Source organism: Streptomyces olindensis (assembly GCF_040645895.1).
Classification (GTDB): Bacteria; Actinomycetota; Actinomycetes; order Streptomycetales; family Streptomycetaceae; genus Streptomyces; species Streptomyces olindensis.
On sequence record NZ_JBEYZD010000004.1, the window covers coordinates 1 to 16,266 of the forward strand.

Annotated in this window: 14 protein-coding genes; all 14 read left to right on the forward strand. The window is 73.2% G+C overall.

Annotated features, from left to right (window positions below):
* The first annotated feature begins 315 nt into the window (after window positions 1–315).
* Entirely contained in the window at window positions 316–1,728 is a 1,413-nt protein-coding gene (locus tag ABZ948_RS03140; protein ID WP_359756728.1) for a condensation domain-containing protein, read from the forward strand.
* Window positions 1,729–2,434: 706 nt separating this feature from the next.
* On the forward strand, window positions 2,435–3,883 hold the full coding sequence (locus ABZ948_RS03145; protein ID WP_359756730.1) for an aldehyde dehydrogenase family protein: 1,449 nt from the start codon (window positions 2,435–2,437) through the stop codon (window positions 3,881–3,883).
* Window positions 3,880–4,425 carry a nucleoside 2-deoxyribosyltransferase gene (locus ABZ948_RS03150; RefSeq protein ID WP_359756732.1) on the forward strand — a complete coding sequence of 182 codons (546 nt, stop codon included), beginning with the start codon at window positions 3,880–3,882 and terminating at the stop codon, window positions 4,423–4,425. Before ABZ948_RS03145 ends, ABZ948_RS03150 begins: the two co-directional genes overlap by 4 nt.
* Window positions 4,422–5,315, forward strand: a complete 894-nt coding sequence (locus ABZ948_RS03155) for a beta/alpha barrel domain-containing protein (protein ID WP_359756734.1) — start codon at window positions 4,422–4,424, stop codon at window positions 5,313–5,315. The genes ABZ948_RS03150 and ABZ948_RS03155 overlap by 4 nt, the downstream gene beginning before the upstream one ends.
* A 10-nt stretch (window positions 5,316–5,325) precedes the next feature.
* Window positions 5,326–6,147 carry a creatininase family protein gene (locus tag ABZ948_RS03160; protein ID WP_359756736.1) on the forward strand — a complete coding sequence of 274 codons (822 nt, stop codon included), beginning with the start codon at window positions 5,326–5,328 and terminating at the stop codon, window positions 6,145–6,147.
* A 47-nt stretch (window positions 6,148–6,194) separates the two neighbouring features.
* The gene (locus ABZ948_RS03165; protein ID WP_359756737.1) at window positions 6,195–7,328 is read left to right on the forward strand and encodes a hypothetical protein; all 1,134 of its coding nucleotides are present in this window, start codon (window positions 6,195–6,197) and stop codon (window positions 7,326–7,328) included.
* Window positions 7,329–7,377: 49 nt separating this feature from the next.
* A complete protein-coding gene (locus ABZ948_RS03170) occupies window positions 7,378–8,682 on the forward strand; it encodes a nucleotide sugar dehydrogenase (RefSeq protein WP_359756738.1) in 1,305 nt (434 codons plus the stop codon).
* Entirely contained in the window at window positions 8,675–9,658 is a 984-nt protein-coding gene (locus ABZ948_RS03175) for an NAD-dependent epimerase/dehydratase family protein (protein WP_359756740.1), read from the forward strand. Before ABZ948_RS03170 ends, ABZ948_RS03175 begins: the two co-directional genes overlap by 8 nt.
* A gap of 5 nt (window positions 9,659–9,663) precedes the next feature.
* On the forward strand, window positions 9,664–10,737 hold the full coding sequence (locus ABZ948_RS03180) for a glycosyltransferase family 4 protein (RefSeq protein ID WP_359756742.1): 1,074 nt from the start codon (window positions 9,664–9,666) through the stop codon (window positions 10,735–10,737).
* The gene (locus tag ABZ948_RS03185) at window positions 10,734–11,498 is read left to right on the forward strand and encodes a nucleotidyltransferase family protein (RefSeq protein WP_359756743.1); all 765 of its coding nucleotides are present in this window, start codon (window positions 10,734–10,736) and stop codon (window positions 11,496–11,498) included. The genes ABZ948_RS03180 and ABZ948_RS03185 overlap by 4 nt, the downstream gene beginning before the upstream one ends.
* The gene (locus ABZ948_RS03190) at window positions 11,495–12,640 is read left to right on the forward strand and encodes a DegT/DnrJ/EryC1/StrS family aminotransferase (protein WP_359756744.1); all 1,146 of its coding nucleotides are present in this window, start codon (window positions 11,495–11,497) and stop codon (window positions 12,638–12,640) included. Before ABZ948_RS03185 ends, ABZ948_RS03190 begins: the two co-directional genes overlap by 4 nt.
* Window positions 12,628–14,544: a beta-galactosidase trimerization domain-containing protein gene (locus ABZ948_RS03195; RefSeq protein ID WP_359756746.1), complete on the forward strand. Its 1,917-nt coding sequence runs from the start codon at window positions 12,628–12,630 to the stop codon at window positions 14,542–14,544. Before ABZ948_RS03190 ends, ABZ948_RS03195 begins: the two co-directional genes overlap by 13 nt.
* Window positions 14,541–15,449 (forward strand): amidohydrolase family protein, encoded by a 909-nt coding sequence (locus ABZ948_RS03200; RefSeq protein WP_359756748.1) that lies wholly within the window; start codon window positions 14,541–14,543, stop codon window positions 15,447–15,449. Before ABZ948_RS03195 ends, ABZ948_RS03200 begins: the two co-directional genes overlap by 4 nt.
* Window positions 15,450–15,455: 6 nt before the next feature.
* On the forward strand, window positions 15,456–16,262 hold the full coding sequence (locus tag ABZ948_RS03205) for a class I SAM-dependent methyltransferase (protein WP_359756750.1): 807 nt from the start codon (window positions 15,456–15,458) through the stop codon (window positions 16,260–16,262).
* Window positions 16,263–16,266 lie beyond the last annotated feature (4 nt).

Genomic DNA, 16,266 nt, shown 5'->3' on the forward strand with positions numbered 1-16,266 from the left:
ATGCCGGCCCGCTGGGGCACGCGCGCATCGCGGCTGCCGTGGTCCAGGCGCTCGGCCCGCCCGCGGGTCGCGGGTCGCGGGTGGCGGCCGGGGTGTCGGCCCGGCCGTCGGTCCGGCGGCCGGACCGCCACGCGCCGTGGCGCGTCGGGCAACGTTCATGGAGCGATGCTCCCGGGACGGGGCACCGCAGGGGAAGTCCCTGGCGGGCGCACGACCGGTGTGCCCGAACGGGCAGGGCCATACGTGCGGGTGCCGCCCGCAGCAGGCGGTCGCTACGGTGAGCCGGGGCGTGACAGCCCCGGAGAGGAGCGAGCCGTGGGCTTGTCCGTCCGGCACCGTGTCCCGTTCCGTGGGCGACGGACCGCCGTCGCGCCGGCCACCTGCGCCCAGCGGCACATGTGGAACCTGATCGAGCGGCAACTGCCCGATGCCGCCTTCTACAACGTTTGCCATTGGGTCGACCTGCCCGGCCGCGGCACCGCGCAGGATCTGCTCGCGGTCTTCGCCGAACTGCTCGGCCGCCACGAGTCGCTGCGCACCGGCTTCGCCCGCGACCCGGACGGCGACCTCATCCAACACGTGGCGGAATCGGGCGAGTTCGAGGCCGAGGTGTGGACCGTCGGGCGCGGCGAGGACGCGGAGGGCGTGCTGCGCACCTGGCGGCACCGCATGCGGCACTCCCCCTTCGAACCGGCTCGCGCCCCGCTGGTCCGGTTCATGGTGACCGTCGTCGACGGCGCACCGGTGCTCGCCGGCTTCTGCGTGTCCCACCTCGCGGCGGACCTGGCGTCGCTGCGCCTGCTGGCCGACGAAGTGACCCGACTGCTCGACGCCGCCGCCTCCGGGCGTCCCTTCCCGCCCGCCGTACCGTCCCGGCAGCCCGTCGAACAGGCGTGGTTCGAGCGCTCCCCGCGCGGCCGGGCCCTGCTGCGCCGCGCCCACGCGTACTGGCGCCGCCAACTCGCCGGCGCGCCCGCCACCTTGTTCCCCAGGGCCGACGGAGCCGGAGGGCGGCCGGCCGGCACGGGAGGCGAAGCCACGGCGGCCGTGCGCCACAGCGCGGCCCTGGACTCCCGGGCGGTGGCACTCGCCCTGCCGCTGCTGGCACGGCACTGGCGGGTGAGCACCTCCGCGGTGCTGCTGACCGTCGTCGCCCGGCTCCTCGGGCACCGGGCCGGACTGTCCTCGTGCGCTCTGCGCCTGCTCACCGCCAACCGGTCGGATCCCGAGCTGCGCGGCACCGTCGCCAATCTGCACGCGGAGGTCGCCGTGACGATCGACCTGGAGGGGGATCGCGTGGAGGACATCGCCCGCCGCGCCTTCGCCGCGTGCACCGCCGCCTACGCCAACGGCCTCTACGACCCGGACGATGTGACCGACCTGTTCGAGGCCGCCGCCCGTGAGCGGGGCGTCCCCGTCGACCTGTCGTACTGCTTCAACGACATACGGGCGGGGCACGGACTGCCGGAGACGGCCGGGAACCGGACGGGCCCCGTTTCCGGCGCCACCCTGCGGACCGCGATGGCGGACACCGTGGTCACGTCCCACGAGTTCGAGGAGGGCGAGACCTTCTTCCTCGTGATCGACGACGAGGAACCGGGCTGGACCCGGCTGGTGCTCAACGCCGACGGCCGGGCGCTCACGCCGTGCGAGGTACGCGGCTTCCTGTACGACGTCGAGCGGGCACTCGTCGAGCACGCCGAACACGCGGTGGCGGACGGGCTCTGACGGGCCGCGCCCCGGGCGGGTCGCTTCCGTCGCGTCGTGGGATGCCGCTCGGCCGACGCTCCCGGTCGCCGCCCGTGGTGCGGGTGCGCTGGCCGGCGTGGCCGGGCCGCAATCGCCCCTCGTCCGGCCGGCGTTGTGCGGCAGACGCCCCATGGAAGCCGGAACAGGAAACCCCGGAGGGCGCCTCCGGTCCGAACACGTCCGGCGTATGCCTCCAGGGAACGCGCATCGGGTGCACCCGCCCACCGGCAGATGATCCGTTTTCCTCATGCTCCCCGCACGCCTTGGCACCCGCCAGGCGCATCCGGCCGGGCGTTCGGCGTAGCCGGATGACCATAGCCCAAAGTGGGGGTGGCACGATCACCGGGCCCTGGCAAGACTGTTCCCCGAGCCGCCCCCAGAACACGGCAGGCCAGGCAGTGACGCGGCCGTCCGGCGCCGGAAGCCGGACAGTGCCTCGGGTCCGCCGTCCTGGCAGCCACGCCGCGCACGCCCGACGAACGGGCCCGCTGCCGACCGTCCACCGCCGACCGGCCCGGCTCACGGGATGCCCCGGCGCCCCGCGCCGGTCCGCCTCCTCACTCGGCCACCGTCCCGACGCGACCTCCTCCTGGCGGGAGCATATGCCCGTATCCGTAGTCCGACTCGCCCACCGACCCACCGAGTTCAGCCCTGACCGGGTGCCGCCGCGGACGGGGTACCGCGGGTGAACGCCCACGCCACCGGGCCGGTCACCTGCGCGTCCCCGGCCGAACGCGCCGGGGCCGAGCGGTACGGACCGTCACCGGTCGAGAACCCCGCCCTCGGCGAGGTGTTCGCCCACGCCCCGGGATGCACGCCCGAGCAGCTCGACGCGGTCCTGGACGACGCGGCCCGCGCCCACCCCGGCTGGGCGGCGACGCCGCTCGACGTCCGCCGCGAGCACCTCCTCGCCTGCCACCACGCCCTGCTGGCCGTCGTGGACCCGATGGCGGAGCTGCTCACCCGGGAGCAGGGCAAGCCCCTGAGACACGCCCGGGCCGAAGTCCGGCTGGCGGCCGACTGGTTCGCCCACACCGCACGGCTGGACCTGAGCCCGCAGCAGCTGGTCGACGAGCCCGCCGCCCGCGTCGCCCTGGAACGCGTCCCGCACGGCGTCGTCGCCGCGATCGCGCCCTCCAACTACCCCGTCCTGCTGGCCGTGTGCAAGATCGCGCCCGCGCTGCTGGCCGGCAACACCGTGGTCCTCAAGCCCTCCCCGGACACGCCCCTGTCCAGCCTGATGATGGGTGACACCCTCGGGAAGGTGCTGCCCGCGGGCACCTTCGCGGCCGTGGGCGGGGGTCCCGAACTGGGCGCCCGGCTCACCGTCCACCCCGCGGTCCGGCTGGTGTCCTTCACCGGCTCGGTCGACACCGGACGGGCCATCGCCCGGCAGGCCGCGGCCGACCTCAAGCGGATCGTGCTGGAACTCGGCGGCAACGACCCCGCCGTCGTCCTCCCCGGCGCCGACATCGACGCCGTCGCCCGGGACCTGTTCACCCGGGCCATGACGAACAGCGGGCAGTTCTGCGCCGCGGTCAAACGCGTCTACGCCCACCGCACGCAGTATCACCGCCTCGCCGCGGCCATGGCCGACCTGGCGAGCGCCGCCGTCGTGGGCGACGGTCTCGACCCGGCCACCGAGTACGGCCCGCTGGTCAGCCGCGCCCAGCGGGACCGCGTCGCGGGCATGGTGGACGAGGCCGTGCGCTCCGGCGCCCGGGTCCTGGCCGGTGGCCGTGTCCCCGACCGGCCCGGCCACTTCTATCCCCCCACCGTCGTCACCGGCCTCCCGGCGGGCCACCGCCTCGAAGAGGAGGAGCAGTTCGGCCCGGTCGTCCCGGTCATCCCGTACGACGACCCGGAGGAGGCGATCGACCGTGCCGACGCCTCGCCGTACGGGCTCGGGTGCTCCCTGTGGGGCGACGAGGACCGGGCGCGGGCCCTGGCCGGCCGGCCGCGGTGCGGAACCGTGTGGATCAACACCCACGGCGACCTGCGGCACGACGTGCCGTTCGGCGGCCATCGGCACTCGGGGATCGGCGTGGAGTACGGCCCGTGGGGTCTTCACGAGTACACGCAGCTCAAGGTGCACCACATCGCGCTTCGCCAAGCAGATCGGGAGATGTCATGAGGGACACCACGCCGGCCGGCTTCGACGGGACGGAGGGGCTCGATCTGACCGGAGTCAGTGTCTTCGTCGGCGGGCCCATCCAGCACGCCATCCACGACGACGGCTTCCACCAGCCCCTGCGGCACGCGATCCGGGAGATCATCGACGCCGTCGCGGCCGCGAACGGCACGGTCTTCTCCGCCCATGTCGCCGAGAAGTTCGGCGCGGACACCGCCCTGTTCTCCCCGGACCAGGTCAGTGTCCGGGACTTCGACTGGATGCGCCGCTGCGACGTGTTCGTGCCGGTGCTGCCGGTGGACGCCGCGGGCGAGCTGATGCGCACCGACGGCACCCACGTCGAACTCGGCTGGGCCTCCGCGCTAGGCAGGCCCATCGTCGTCGTCACACCGACGCCCATGGCGCCCAACGCCAGCCACCTGCTGCGCGGGCTGCCCTCCGTCGGCGACGTGACGGTGTTCGACCTGGCCGAGGCCCGCGCCCATCCCGCCGAACTGCTCCGGCTGCTCGACAAGCTGGGCCGGGAGGTCGTGATGTCGGAGTGAACGGCACCGCGCGGATCCTGGGGCTGCGGCTGTCGTCCCCCGTCGTGGTGGGCTCCGGCCTGCTCACCGACCAGGAGCGCAATATCCGCCGGCTCTTCGACGACGGGGCATCGGCCGTGGTCACCAAGACCATCCACCCCGACCCCGGCCCCGCGGGCGACGAACGTCTGCTGCGCCTGCCCACCGGCATGCTCAACAGCACCACGTACTCCCGCCGTCCGGTCGGCGACTGGTGCGCGATGCTCCGCAGGTTCGCCGACGACGGGCTGCCGGTGATCGCCTCCGTGCACGCGGACTCACCGGACGAACTCGCCGAGCTGGCCGACCACGTGACGCGGGCGGGCAGCCCCGCCCTGGAGCTCGGCATCTCCTGCCTGAACGAGGAGGGCGGGCTGGACGACACCCCGGAGCGTGTCGCCGCCTACACCGATGCGGTCCGCCGCCGTACCCCGGTGCCGTTCAGCGTCAAGCTGGCGGCCGGGGAGCGGGTCCGGGAGCGGGTCGAGGCGGCCCAGGCCTGTGGCGCGGACGCCGTCACCCTGAGCGACACCGTCGCCGGACTGGCCGTCGACGCGGACACGGGTGAAGTGCGCCTGGGGGGAGCGTTCGGCTACTCCGGGGCCGGGATCAAACCGCTCGTGCTCGCCGAGATCTTCGGCCTGCGCCGCGCCGGGCTGACGGTGCCGGTGATGGCCAGCGGCGGGGTCGAGAACGGCAAGGACGTGGCGGAGTACCTGAGCGTGGGCGCCGACGCCGTCCAGGTCTACACCGCGCTGCACCGGGACATGCACGCCACGCTCCGCGCCATCCGCCAGGGCTTCGACGACTGGCTGGGCGCGCACGGCGGCACGGTGGCGGACCTGGTCGGGCGCAGTGTCAAGAGGTCATGAGGTGAGGGCGATGAGGCAACGCACCACGAACGTACCCCGTTACGGAGACCTGACCAGTCTTCAGGTGCCGCAGGCCATGCGCGGCGCCACCCTGGTGTGGCCGGTGGGAGGACTGGAGCAGCACGGCCCCCACCTCCCGCTCTCCGTCGACATGGACATCCCCGACGCACTGGCCCGGCAGGTGGCCGCGGAGGTCGGCGGGCTGCTGCTGCCCGGCCAGCCGGTCTCGGCCCGGTCACTGCCGCAGAGCGGCGGCGGGCTCCACTTCCCCGGCACCGTGCATCTCGGCGGCGCCACCTTCATCGCGTACCTCACCGACTGCCTCACGGCCCTGTCCCGCCTGGGCCTCGGCCGGCTCGTCGTGATCAACGGGCACTACGAGAACGAGGGCCTGCTCTTCGAGGCGATCGACGGGTGCGCGCCGGCCACCGTGTTCCCGGACACCGAGGTGGTCGCCTTCAGCTGGTGGAGCCTGGTCACCGAGGAATGGCTCGGCGAACACATCCCACGGTTCCCCGGCTGGCACGCGGAGCACGCGGGCCTGACCGAGACGAGCCTGATGATGTACCTGCGCCCCGACGTCGTCCGCCCGGAGCGGCCCAGTCACGCCTCGCCGCCACCCGCGGGCGTGTACCGCCACCCCGTCGACGTCGAGGAGATCTCCAACCAGGGCGTGCTGTCCTCCGCCACCGGCGCCTCGGCCGAACTGGGGGAGCGCCTGTTCTGGCACCTGGTCGACGGCATCGTCGAACTGCTCGGCAAACCCGCCCGGGACACCGCCGGACAGCCCGCCGCGCCCACCGGCCCCGGGCACGCCGCCCCGTCCCCGTGAGCAGGACCGTACGCGAGCACCGCGCGCCTTCGACCAGAGGAGAACCCATGCGCCTGCCTCCCCAAGAACGCGACGAGTTCGAAGCCCGCCTGGAGAGTCTCTTCGGGGACAAGCTGTGCCCCGTCGAGGAGTCCTTCGACGCCATCCAGCGGTTCAAGGACGGGTCGTTCGCGATGGGGCACCTGGGGCTGATGCTGTACACCAACGGCTACAACCTGCGCGGCACCAGCACCCGCCACCCCAATGGCCTGGTCTACCACGACGGCGAGAACCTCTTCGGCGTCGGCTACTTCAGCAAGGAGGACAGCCCGGCGAAGCACCTGCACATCGTCGCGCCGAAGGGCCCGGGGAAGGTGGCCGCCGTCACGTCCTTCATCACCGCCGTCCGCGAGGCCGGACTCGCGCGGACCTCGGTGTACGTCCGCCACCTGGCGCCGGAGGACCACGCCGACTTCCTGGACGCCGGTTTCGCCCCCGTGACCAAGGATCCGTGGCACCCGGTGGCGCCCGAGGAGGACGAGACCCACCCCAACCGCGTCTACTACCTCGACACGCTCCTCGACGAACAGCCGGACGGCAGCCTCCGCGTGCGCAACCTGCCGGGCGAGGAGCACCGCCGGTACAAGAGCAAGAACCGCCTCGCCTGCCGCCGGTTCGAGAACTTCCTCCAGCGCAACGACCACCTGCGGTTCCAGGTCCGCCCGTACGGCTACACCGAGCCGGAGACCCGCAAGGCCCGCGCCATCGTCGAGGGCTACTTCGAGGCACGCCGGGAGCAGGGCACCTTGGTCGGCTCCACCCCCGAGGACTACCGCGCGCTGATCACCCAGCGCCCCGGCGGGCAGAACGAGCGGGACTACTTCGCCTACCTCGGCGGCCTCTTCCTGCCCGACGGCGAGGAGATCCCCGTGCTGTTCTTCGCGGGCGAGCGCACCGGCCCGCGCAGGGCTTCGCTCTACTGCACGATGACCATGCGCTTTCCCGAGCGGCTGACCGGCGTCCTGAAGGACCCCACCGGCTTCACCGCCATTCCCCAGTACGTGTGGCTGACCGTGTTCCAGAAGATGTGGCGGCACGGCATCCGCGAGGTCGACGCGGGCGGCTCCGAGGTGAAGGGCCTCGACGACCAGAAACGGCAGCTCGGCGGCCGAGCCGAGAAGACCCACTGGGTCGTCGGCTGACCGACCACCGACCCACCTTCCCACGCGCCGCATCCAGGGGGTTATGTCAATGCCAGCGAACAGGCCGTACGAGGACTACGACGTGTGCGTCGTCGGGCTGGGCTACGTCGGCGTCACACTCGCCGCCGCGCTGCTCACCACGGGCAGAAGCGTGCTCGGCCACGAGACCAATCCGGCGGTGGCGGAGGAACTCGCCCGGGGCCGGCTCCAGGTGGCCGAGCCGGGCGTCGAGGAGGCCGTCCGGGACGGTGTCGGATCCGGCGCCTTCGCCGTCACCGGCGACCTCGGCGAGCGGAAGCTGCCGCCCGTCGTGATCATCTGCGTCGGCACACCCATCCAGGCCGGCGGCACCACCCCCGACCTGAGCCACCTGCGGGCCGCCACCGAGGCGATCGCGGCGGGCACCGACGACGACACCCTGGTCATCGTGCGCAGCACCGTCCCGGTGGGCACCTCGCGTGACCTGGTACTGCCCGTCCTGCGCCGCAGGACCGCCGAACCGCTGCTCGCCTACTGCCCGGAGCGCACCATCCAGGGACAGGCGCTGGCGGAACTGCTGTCCCTGCCGCAGATCGTCGGCGGCCTGACCGACGAGGCCGGCAAGCGGGCGGCGGAGTTCTTCGCCACCCTCACCGACCAGGTGGTGCCCGTCTCCTCACCGGAGGCCGCCGAACTGGTCAAGCTGGTCTGCAACTGCCACACCGACCTGATCTACGGCTTCGGCAACGAGGTCGCTCTCCTCACCGAGAAACTCGGCCTGGACGCCCGGGAGATCATCGACTCCGCCAACCTCGGCTACCCGAGGCCCACCCTCCACAAGCCGGGCTTCGTCGGCGGCAGCTGTCTGACCAAGGACCCGTACCTCCTCGCCCACTCGGTCGCCGCGTACGGCCACACACCACAGATGATCACTGCGGCGCGCGCCCTCAACGAGTCCATGCCGCGCAAGGTCGGCGAACGCGTCCTGGCCGCGCTCCGGGACCAGGGCCAGGACCCGGCCGACGCCCGGATCCTGCTCTCGGGCTTCGCCTACAAGGGCCGCCCCGAGACCGACGACCTGCGCGGCGCCCCCTACGAGCGCCTGCTGCCGTTCCTCAAGGAGCGCGTCAAGGAGATCGTCGGCCACGACTTCGTGGTGCCGCCGGCCCGCATCGAGGCACTGGGCGTCCGCGCGGTCGAGTTGACCGAGGGCTTCACCGGCGCCCACGCGGCGATCCTCCTCAACGACCATCCCCGCTACGGCGACCTCGACGCCGCGGACCTGGTGGCGCGGATGGCGGAGCCGGCCGTGGTCTACGACACCTGGCGGGTCCTCCCGCCCACGACGAAGGCGATGAGGCTCGGCCGTGCCTAAGAAGACCCTGATCACCGGAGGCGCCGGCTTCATCGGCCTGCACCTGGCCCGCCGACTGGCCGCCACCCGCGACGTCACCCTGCTCGACGACTTCAGCAGAGGCCGCTCCGACACCGCGCTGTCCGATCTGCTCGGCCGCGTCGAACTGGTCGAGCACGACCTGACCACCCCCGTGCCCGACGGGCTGCTCGCCGACGACTACGCGGAGGTCTACCACCTGGCCGCCGTGGTGGGAGTCGCCGAGTCCAACGACAACCCCCGGCGGGTGCTGCGCACCAACCTGCTGACCACCGTCCACCTCCTCGACTGGCTCTCGGGGCTGACCGGCGCCACCCTCTGCTTCGCCTCGTCCAGCGAGGCCTACGCGGGCAGCGTCGAGGCCGGCCTCGCCGCCGTGCCCACCGCGGAGGACGTGCCGCTGATGCTGCCCGACCCCACGGTGGCCCGCTCCTCCTACGGCTTCAGCAAGATCGCGGGTGAGGTGCTGTGCCGCACCTACGCACGCGCCCACGGCTTCCCCCTGCGCATGGTGCGCTTCCACAACGTCTACGGCCCCCGCATGGGCTACGACCATGTGATCCCGCAGTTCGTCGAACGACTGCTCAGCGGTGCCGACCCCTTCGAGATCCACGGCGCCGACCAGACCCGCGCCTTCTGCCACGTCGACGACGCCGTCGAAGCGATCATCGCGCTGACCGCCCTGCCGGCCAAGGAACCGCTGCTCGTCAACATCGGCAACGACGAGGAGGAGATCCGCATCAGGGACCTGGCCCGGAAGGTCTTCGACACGCTGGGCCGTCACCCCGCCGTCGACGTCCACCCCGCGCCCCCGCTGTCCCCGGTCCGGCGCCTGCCCGACATCGCCCGCCTGCGCGAACTGACCGGCTACCGCCCCAAGGTCGGCCTGGACGAAGGGCTGCGCCGCACCTGCGCCTGGTACGCCGAGGACCTCGCGGTCCGCGGGACCGGAGCGTGAGCGGCGTGCGCGTACGGTACGTCCACCGCGGCTACTTCCCGGCGCGGGCCGGCGCCGAGCTGATGACGCAGTACCTCGCCGCGACGATGAGCCGCCGCGGATGGGACGCCGGCGTGTACACGGGCCGCGTCGACCAGGACACCGCGCGGTTCATGCGGGAGACCGGCGTGAAGGTCCAGCCGTTCCCCGCCACCCCCGACGACACCGACCCGGCGGACCTGATCCACGCCGTCGACGCCCACCACCCGCAGGACATCACGGCCGGCCTGAGCCTGGCGCGGGCCTGGAACGTGCCGTTCGCCGTCACTCCCGCGTCCGCGCCCGAGGTCTGGCCGGACCGGGCGGCCGTACTCGACGGCTGCCGCCGCGCCGACGCCGTCTTCGCGCTCTCGGCGGCGGAGCGCGACATGCTGCGCGACGCCGGCGTCCGCGATCCTGCCCTGCACATCGTCGGCCAGGGCCCGCACCTGCCCGGCACCCCCGACCCCGCCCGGTTCCGCCGCGAACACGGCATCAACGGGCCCATGGTGCTCTTCCTCGGCCGCAAGATGCGCTCCAAGGGCTATGTCACGCTCCTGGAGGCGACCCGGCACGTCTGGGAGGACCACCCGGACACCTCCTTCGTGTTCATGGGACCCCGCTGGGACGACGACTGCGCACAGCGGTTCGCGGAGTACGCCGACCCCCGCATCGTCGAACTCGACCTGGCCGACGAGGACGCCAAGCACAGCGCGCTCGCCGCCTGCGAGATGGTGTGCGTGCCCTCCACCGTCGACCTCTTCCCCCTCGTCTACGTGGAGGCGTGGGCCTGCCGCAAGCCCGTCGTCGCCTCCGACTTCCTCGGCAGCGGGGAGGTCGTCACCCACGGACGGGACGGCCTCCTCGCCCGGCCCGCCGCCCGGCCCGTCGCCGAGGCGGTCAGCCGGCTCCTCGCGCGGCCCGCGGAACGCCGCGCCATGGGGCAGCACGGCCACGACAGGGTGCGCCGTGAACTCGGCTGGGACGCGGTCGCCGACCGGGTCCACACCGTCTACCGCACGCTGATCGCCGCCCGGAAGCAAACGGAGAAGGCCCGATGAGAGCAGTGGTACTGGCCGGGGGTGAAGGCCGCCGACTGCGGCCCGCCACCCTGACCGTCCCCAAACCCCTCATGCCGATCGACGGCATACCGATCCTGCACATCATCCTCATGCAGCTGAAGAGCGCGGGCTTCACCCACGTCACGCTCTCCCTCGGCTACCGGGCCCACATGATCCGGGCCAGTTTCGGCGGCAACCGCTGGTCCGGCCTGGAACTGGACTTCTCGCTGGAGGAGGAGCCGCTGGGCACCGCCGGTCCGCTCGCCCTGCTGCCGCCCCTCGAGGACTCCACCCTCGTGATGAACGCGGACCTGCTCACCGACGTCGACTTCGCCGACCTGTGGACCCGCCACAAGAAGTCGCAGGCCGCCGCCACGATCGCGCTCAGCCGTCAGGACATCGACATCGCGCACGGCGTGGTGGAACTCGACGACGAACGGCGCGTGACCGACTTCCGCGAGAAGCCGCGGCTCAGCTTCCTGGTCAGCGGCGGCATCTACGTCCTCGAACCGTCCCTGCTCCGCTTCCTGCCGCCCCGGGGACCGCACGACATGCCCGCCCTGCTGGACCGTGCCCGCGCGCACGGCGAGCGCGTCGAGGGCTACGTCATCGAGGGCGACTGGCGCGACATCGGCACACCTGAGCAACTCGACCTCGCCACCACGGCGTTCCGCGCCGACCGGGCCCGCTACCTGGGCCGGCGCGGCGTGGCCGAACTGTGCGCGGGCACCGGCGCGTCCCGGGGGGCGGTGCGCGGATGACGGCCTTCGACCTCCCGCTGTACCGCCCGGCGTTCGGGCCCGCCGAGGTCGAGGCGGTCACCGAGGTCCTGCGCTCCGGATGGCTGTCGGCCGGGCCCGTCACCGAGGACTTCGAGGGCAAGTACGCCGCCGCCCTCGGCGTCGAGTCCGCGGTCGCCGTCAGCAGCGGCACCGCCGCCCTGCACCTGGCGGTGCTGGCCCTGGGCATCGGCCCGGGCGACGAGGTCGTGCTGCCCTCGCTGAACTTCGTGTCGGCCGCCGCGACCGTCGCCCTGTCCGGCGCGACCCCCGTGTTCGCCGACGTCACGGGCCCGCACGACCTGTGCCTCGACCCCGAGGACGCCGCCCGCCGCATCACCCCGCGCACCCGGGCGATCGTCGCCATGCACTACGGCGGGCACGCCGCCGACCTCACGGCCCTCGCCCGGCTGGCCCGCGCCCACGGGCTGGCCCTGATCGAGGACTGCGCCCACGCCCCCGCCACCGACTCGGTCCACGGCATGCTCGGCACGGTCGGCGACATCGGCTGCTACAGCTTCTTCGCCACCAAGAACCTGGCCATGGGCGAGGGCGGCATGGTGGTCGCCCGCGACCCCGCCCTGCGTGACCGGATCCGGCGGCTGCGCTCGCACGCCCTCACCGTCAGCGCCCAGCAGCGCCACCGCGGCGGACCCTCCGGCTACGACGTCGACGCCCTGGGCCTCAACTACCGGCCCACGGAGGTCGGCTGCGCCGTCGGGCGCGTCCAGCTCGACGCCCTGCCCGCCGCGCAGACCCGCCGCCGGGAAGCGGTCCGCGCGTACCGCGAGCACCTGGCCGGACTGCCCGGACTCACCGTGCCGTTCGCCACCCGGCCGGCGGAGGAAGGCGCCCACCACCTCTTCGCCGTGCTGCTGCTCCCCGGCACCGACCGCGAAGCGTTCCAGGACCGGCTGCGCGCGGCACGGGTGCAGAGCGGGGTGCACTATCCGCCCACCCACCTGTTCACCGCCTACCGGGAACGCTACGGCACCGGACCGGGCCTGCTGCCCGTGACCGAGGACGTGATGGCCCGCCAGCTCTCCCTGCCGCTCTACCCGGACCTGGGCGAGGCCGGGGTCCGGCAGGTCGTGGAGGCGGTGAACTCCGCATGGGCACGGTGAACCGCGGCCGCGTCACCCTGGTGGACGGTGTACCGCACCGCGACGGGCGGCCCTTCGTCAGCGTCGGCGTCAACTACCACCCCTCGACCACCGGATGCGACTACTGGCGCGAGTGGGACGGCGCCCGCATCGACGACGACTTCCGCCGCATGGCCGCGGCGGGCGTCGACACCGTGCGGTTCTTCGTCTTCTGGGCCGACTTCGAGCCCGAGGAGGGCGTCCACGACCCGGTGATGACGGACCGGCTGCGGGAACTGGCGAAGGCCGCCGCCCGGCACGGCCTGTCCTGCCTGCCCTCCCTGCTCACCATCTGGATGAACGGCCAGCGCTTCGACCCGCCGTGGCGGGACGGCCGGGACCTGTGGCGCGACCCGGACCTCGTCGAGCGTCAGCGGGCCTTCGTCCACCACATCGCCACCGCGCTGCGGGACGCGCCGAACCTCCTGGCGTACGACCTCGGGGACGAGATCATCCACGTGGACTCCGCGTCGTCCGCGGCGCTGGACGCCGACGAGGCCGGTGCGTGGTGGGGGACGCTCGCGGCCGCGATCCGCGCCGCCGACCCCGCCGCCCTGGTCCTCCAGGCCAACGAGGCGTCCGCGATCCTCGGCGGCCACGCCTTCCGGCCGGAGCACGCCCGGCCACTGGACCTGGTGGGACTGCACGGCTTCCCGGTGTGGACGCCGTTCCACATCGAGTCCGTCGCCGCCCGCAAGGCCACCGCGTTCGTGCCCTATCTCGTGCGGCGCGGCAGCGCCCACCGGCCCGTGTACGTCGACGAGCTGGGCAGTTACGGCTGCGACGAGGCGACAGCCGCGGGCTACCTGCGGGCCGCGGTCCACTCCGCCTTCGCGGCCGGAGCCGTCGGCACGGCCGTGTGGTGCTGGCAGGACTTCACCACCGACCGCAAGCCGTACGCCCTTCGCCCCAACGAGCGGCGCGTCGGACTGCTGGCCGCGGACGGCCGCGAGAAACCCGCCCTGGCCGAGTACCAGGCGTTCGCGCGGCGCGTCTCCGGCGAGCTGGCCGGATTCCGGCCCCTGCCCGCCCCGGTGGGCGTCTTCGTCCCCGAGCAGGACTCCGAGGACGGGGCCGGCTACCTGACGCCGTCGGGCAGCGACGCCCCCGCCCCCTTCTACGCCCACCTGCTCCTCCAGCAGGCCCACCTGCCCTACGCGTTCACCCACCGCGACGCGGAGCTGGAACGCCACGCCCTGCTGATCTGCCCTTCGGTGCGGCAGCTCTCGCTGCCCGACCGTCTCCGACTGGAGCGGTACGTCACCTCCGGCGGCGTACTGCTCTACTCCACCGGCAGCCTGCTGGACGCCGCCGGTGACGAGGAGCTGTTCGGCATCCGGGTCCGCGACTTCACCCTGGCCGCCGGCACCCACGCCGGTTTCACCTGGGCGGGCGAACACTACCCGCTGCACTGGGATCCCGGTCCCGTCCCGGTGATCGACGCGGCGGGCGCCGAGGTGCTGGCCGCGTTCGCCGACGGCTCGCCCGCGCTGACCCGCCACCGCCTGGGCGAGGGGACCGCCCACTACCTCAACGCCCCGCTGGAGGCACAGCTCAACGCCCCCTACCGATTACAGGAGGCCGCCTGGCACCGGTTGTACGCGGCCCTCGCCGAGGCGGCGGGCATACGCGCGCCGCTGACCGCCGACGACCCGGCCGTGGAGACGACCGTGCTCGGCCGCGGCGCCGAGCGCTGCGGTGTGGTGATCAACCACGCGCCCGAGCCGGTGCGGACGACCGTGCGGCGCCGGTCAGCGGACGGCACCCCGCAGGCCACCGAGGAACTGCGGCTGGAGCCCAAGGGCGTCCGCCTGCTGTTCTGGCGCGACGGGGCCACCGAGCAGGACCCGGGTCACCGGCCACGTCCCGAGGAGCGACGCTCGTGATCATCGACGCGCATGTGCACGCGGGGGAGTACTACCGCCACTACTCGGCCCGGTTCGCCGCCCAGATGACCGCCACGACCGGCATGCCGCCCGAGGCGCTGTCGGCGCCGGAGGCGAAGCTGCTCGCCGAGATGGACGCCGCGGGCGTCGACCGGGTCGTCCTGCTCGCCTTCGACGTGCGGCGCGTCGAGGGCTTCTCGGTACCCAACGAGTTCGTCGCCGAGCTGTGTGCCCGCCACCCCGACCGGTTCACCGGCTTCGCCTCCGTGGACGCGGGCACCCCGGGCGCCGCCGCGCGCCTGCGCCACGCCGTGACCGCCCTGGGACTGCGCGGACTGAAGACCGCCCCCTGCTACCTGCGCATGTCCCCGGCGGACCGCCGGTGGTACGACGTGTACGAGACCGCCCAGGACCTCGGCATCCCGGTCCTGATGCACACCGGGTACACACCCTCCCGGAACGCCGACGCCCGCTACTTCTCCCCGCTGCTGGTGGAGCAGGTGGCCAAGGACTTCCCCGGACTGACGGTGATCCTCGCCCACCTCGGCACCCCCTGGACCCGGCAGTGCGTCGACCTGCTCGCCCGTCATCCCCGCCTCCACGCGGACCTGTCCATCTTCGGCTCGTACCAGCCGCCCGCGACCGTGGCCTCGGCCCTGGCGTACGCCCGGGACAGCGGGGTCCTGGACCGCCTGCTGTGGGGGACCGACTTTCCCTTCGCCTCCATGACCGGGTCCGTGGCCGGGATGGCGCGGCTGGCCCACGACCCCCGGCCGTGGCCGCCGGGCAGCGCCCCGCTCTCACCGCGGGAGTACCAGGACCTCATGGGCGGCACGGCCGAGCGGCTGCTCGCCCGCACCGCACTCCCGAGCCCGTCCGACATCCCGTCCGAACCGATGAGTTGAGGTGCGATGACCTTCGTCCACGGCTACGAGTTCGACGCCATGTCACGTCGCCCCCTGTACGGCGACGTGACCCAGCGTCTCGTCGACATCTGCGAGGCACCCGCCGGTGGCGTCGTCGCCGACGTCGGCTGCGGCTCCGGCCTCGCCACCGAACTGCTCCTCGCCCGGTCCGCGCACGTCGGCGCCATCATCGGCATCGACCCCTCGGAGCACGAACTCGCCATCGCCGCCACGCGGCTGCGCGACCCCAAGGTGCGCTTCGTGCGGGGACGCGCCCAGGACGTCGAGACCCTGACCGGCCCCGTCGACGTCGCCGTCCTCAGCAACGTGATGCACCAGATACCGGCGGCGGAGCGCGGCGCCGTCGTCGAGGGCTGTCACCGGCTGCTCGCACCGGGCGGGCGCTGCGCCCTGAACACCCTGTTCTACGAGGGGGCCGTCCTGCCCGAGACCCGCCCCTTCTACGCCCACTGGCTGCGTGCCACGCGGGAGGCGCTGCGTTCGGCGGGCAGCGACCTCGTGGTCGCCCGGACCAAGCCGGTGGCGATGCAGACGCTCACCCCGCAGCAGCACGAAGAGCTGTTCGCCGCGGCGGGATTCTCCCACGTCAAGTCCGAGGAGGCCGTGTACGCCTGGACGCTCCGGGACTGGGAGGCCCTGTGCCGGTACTCGGTGTTCATCGAGGGAGCGACCGGGATCGACGATCCGGCCCTCGGCTCCGAGGCACTGACCCAGGGCCTGCGGACCACCTTCGAGCGACTGGAACTCACCGAGGTGCCCCGCCGCTGGCTCTTCGCATGGGGCGTCAAGTAATCCG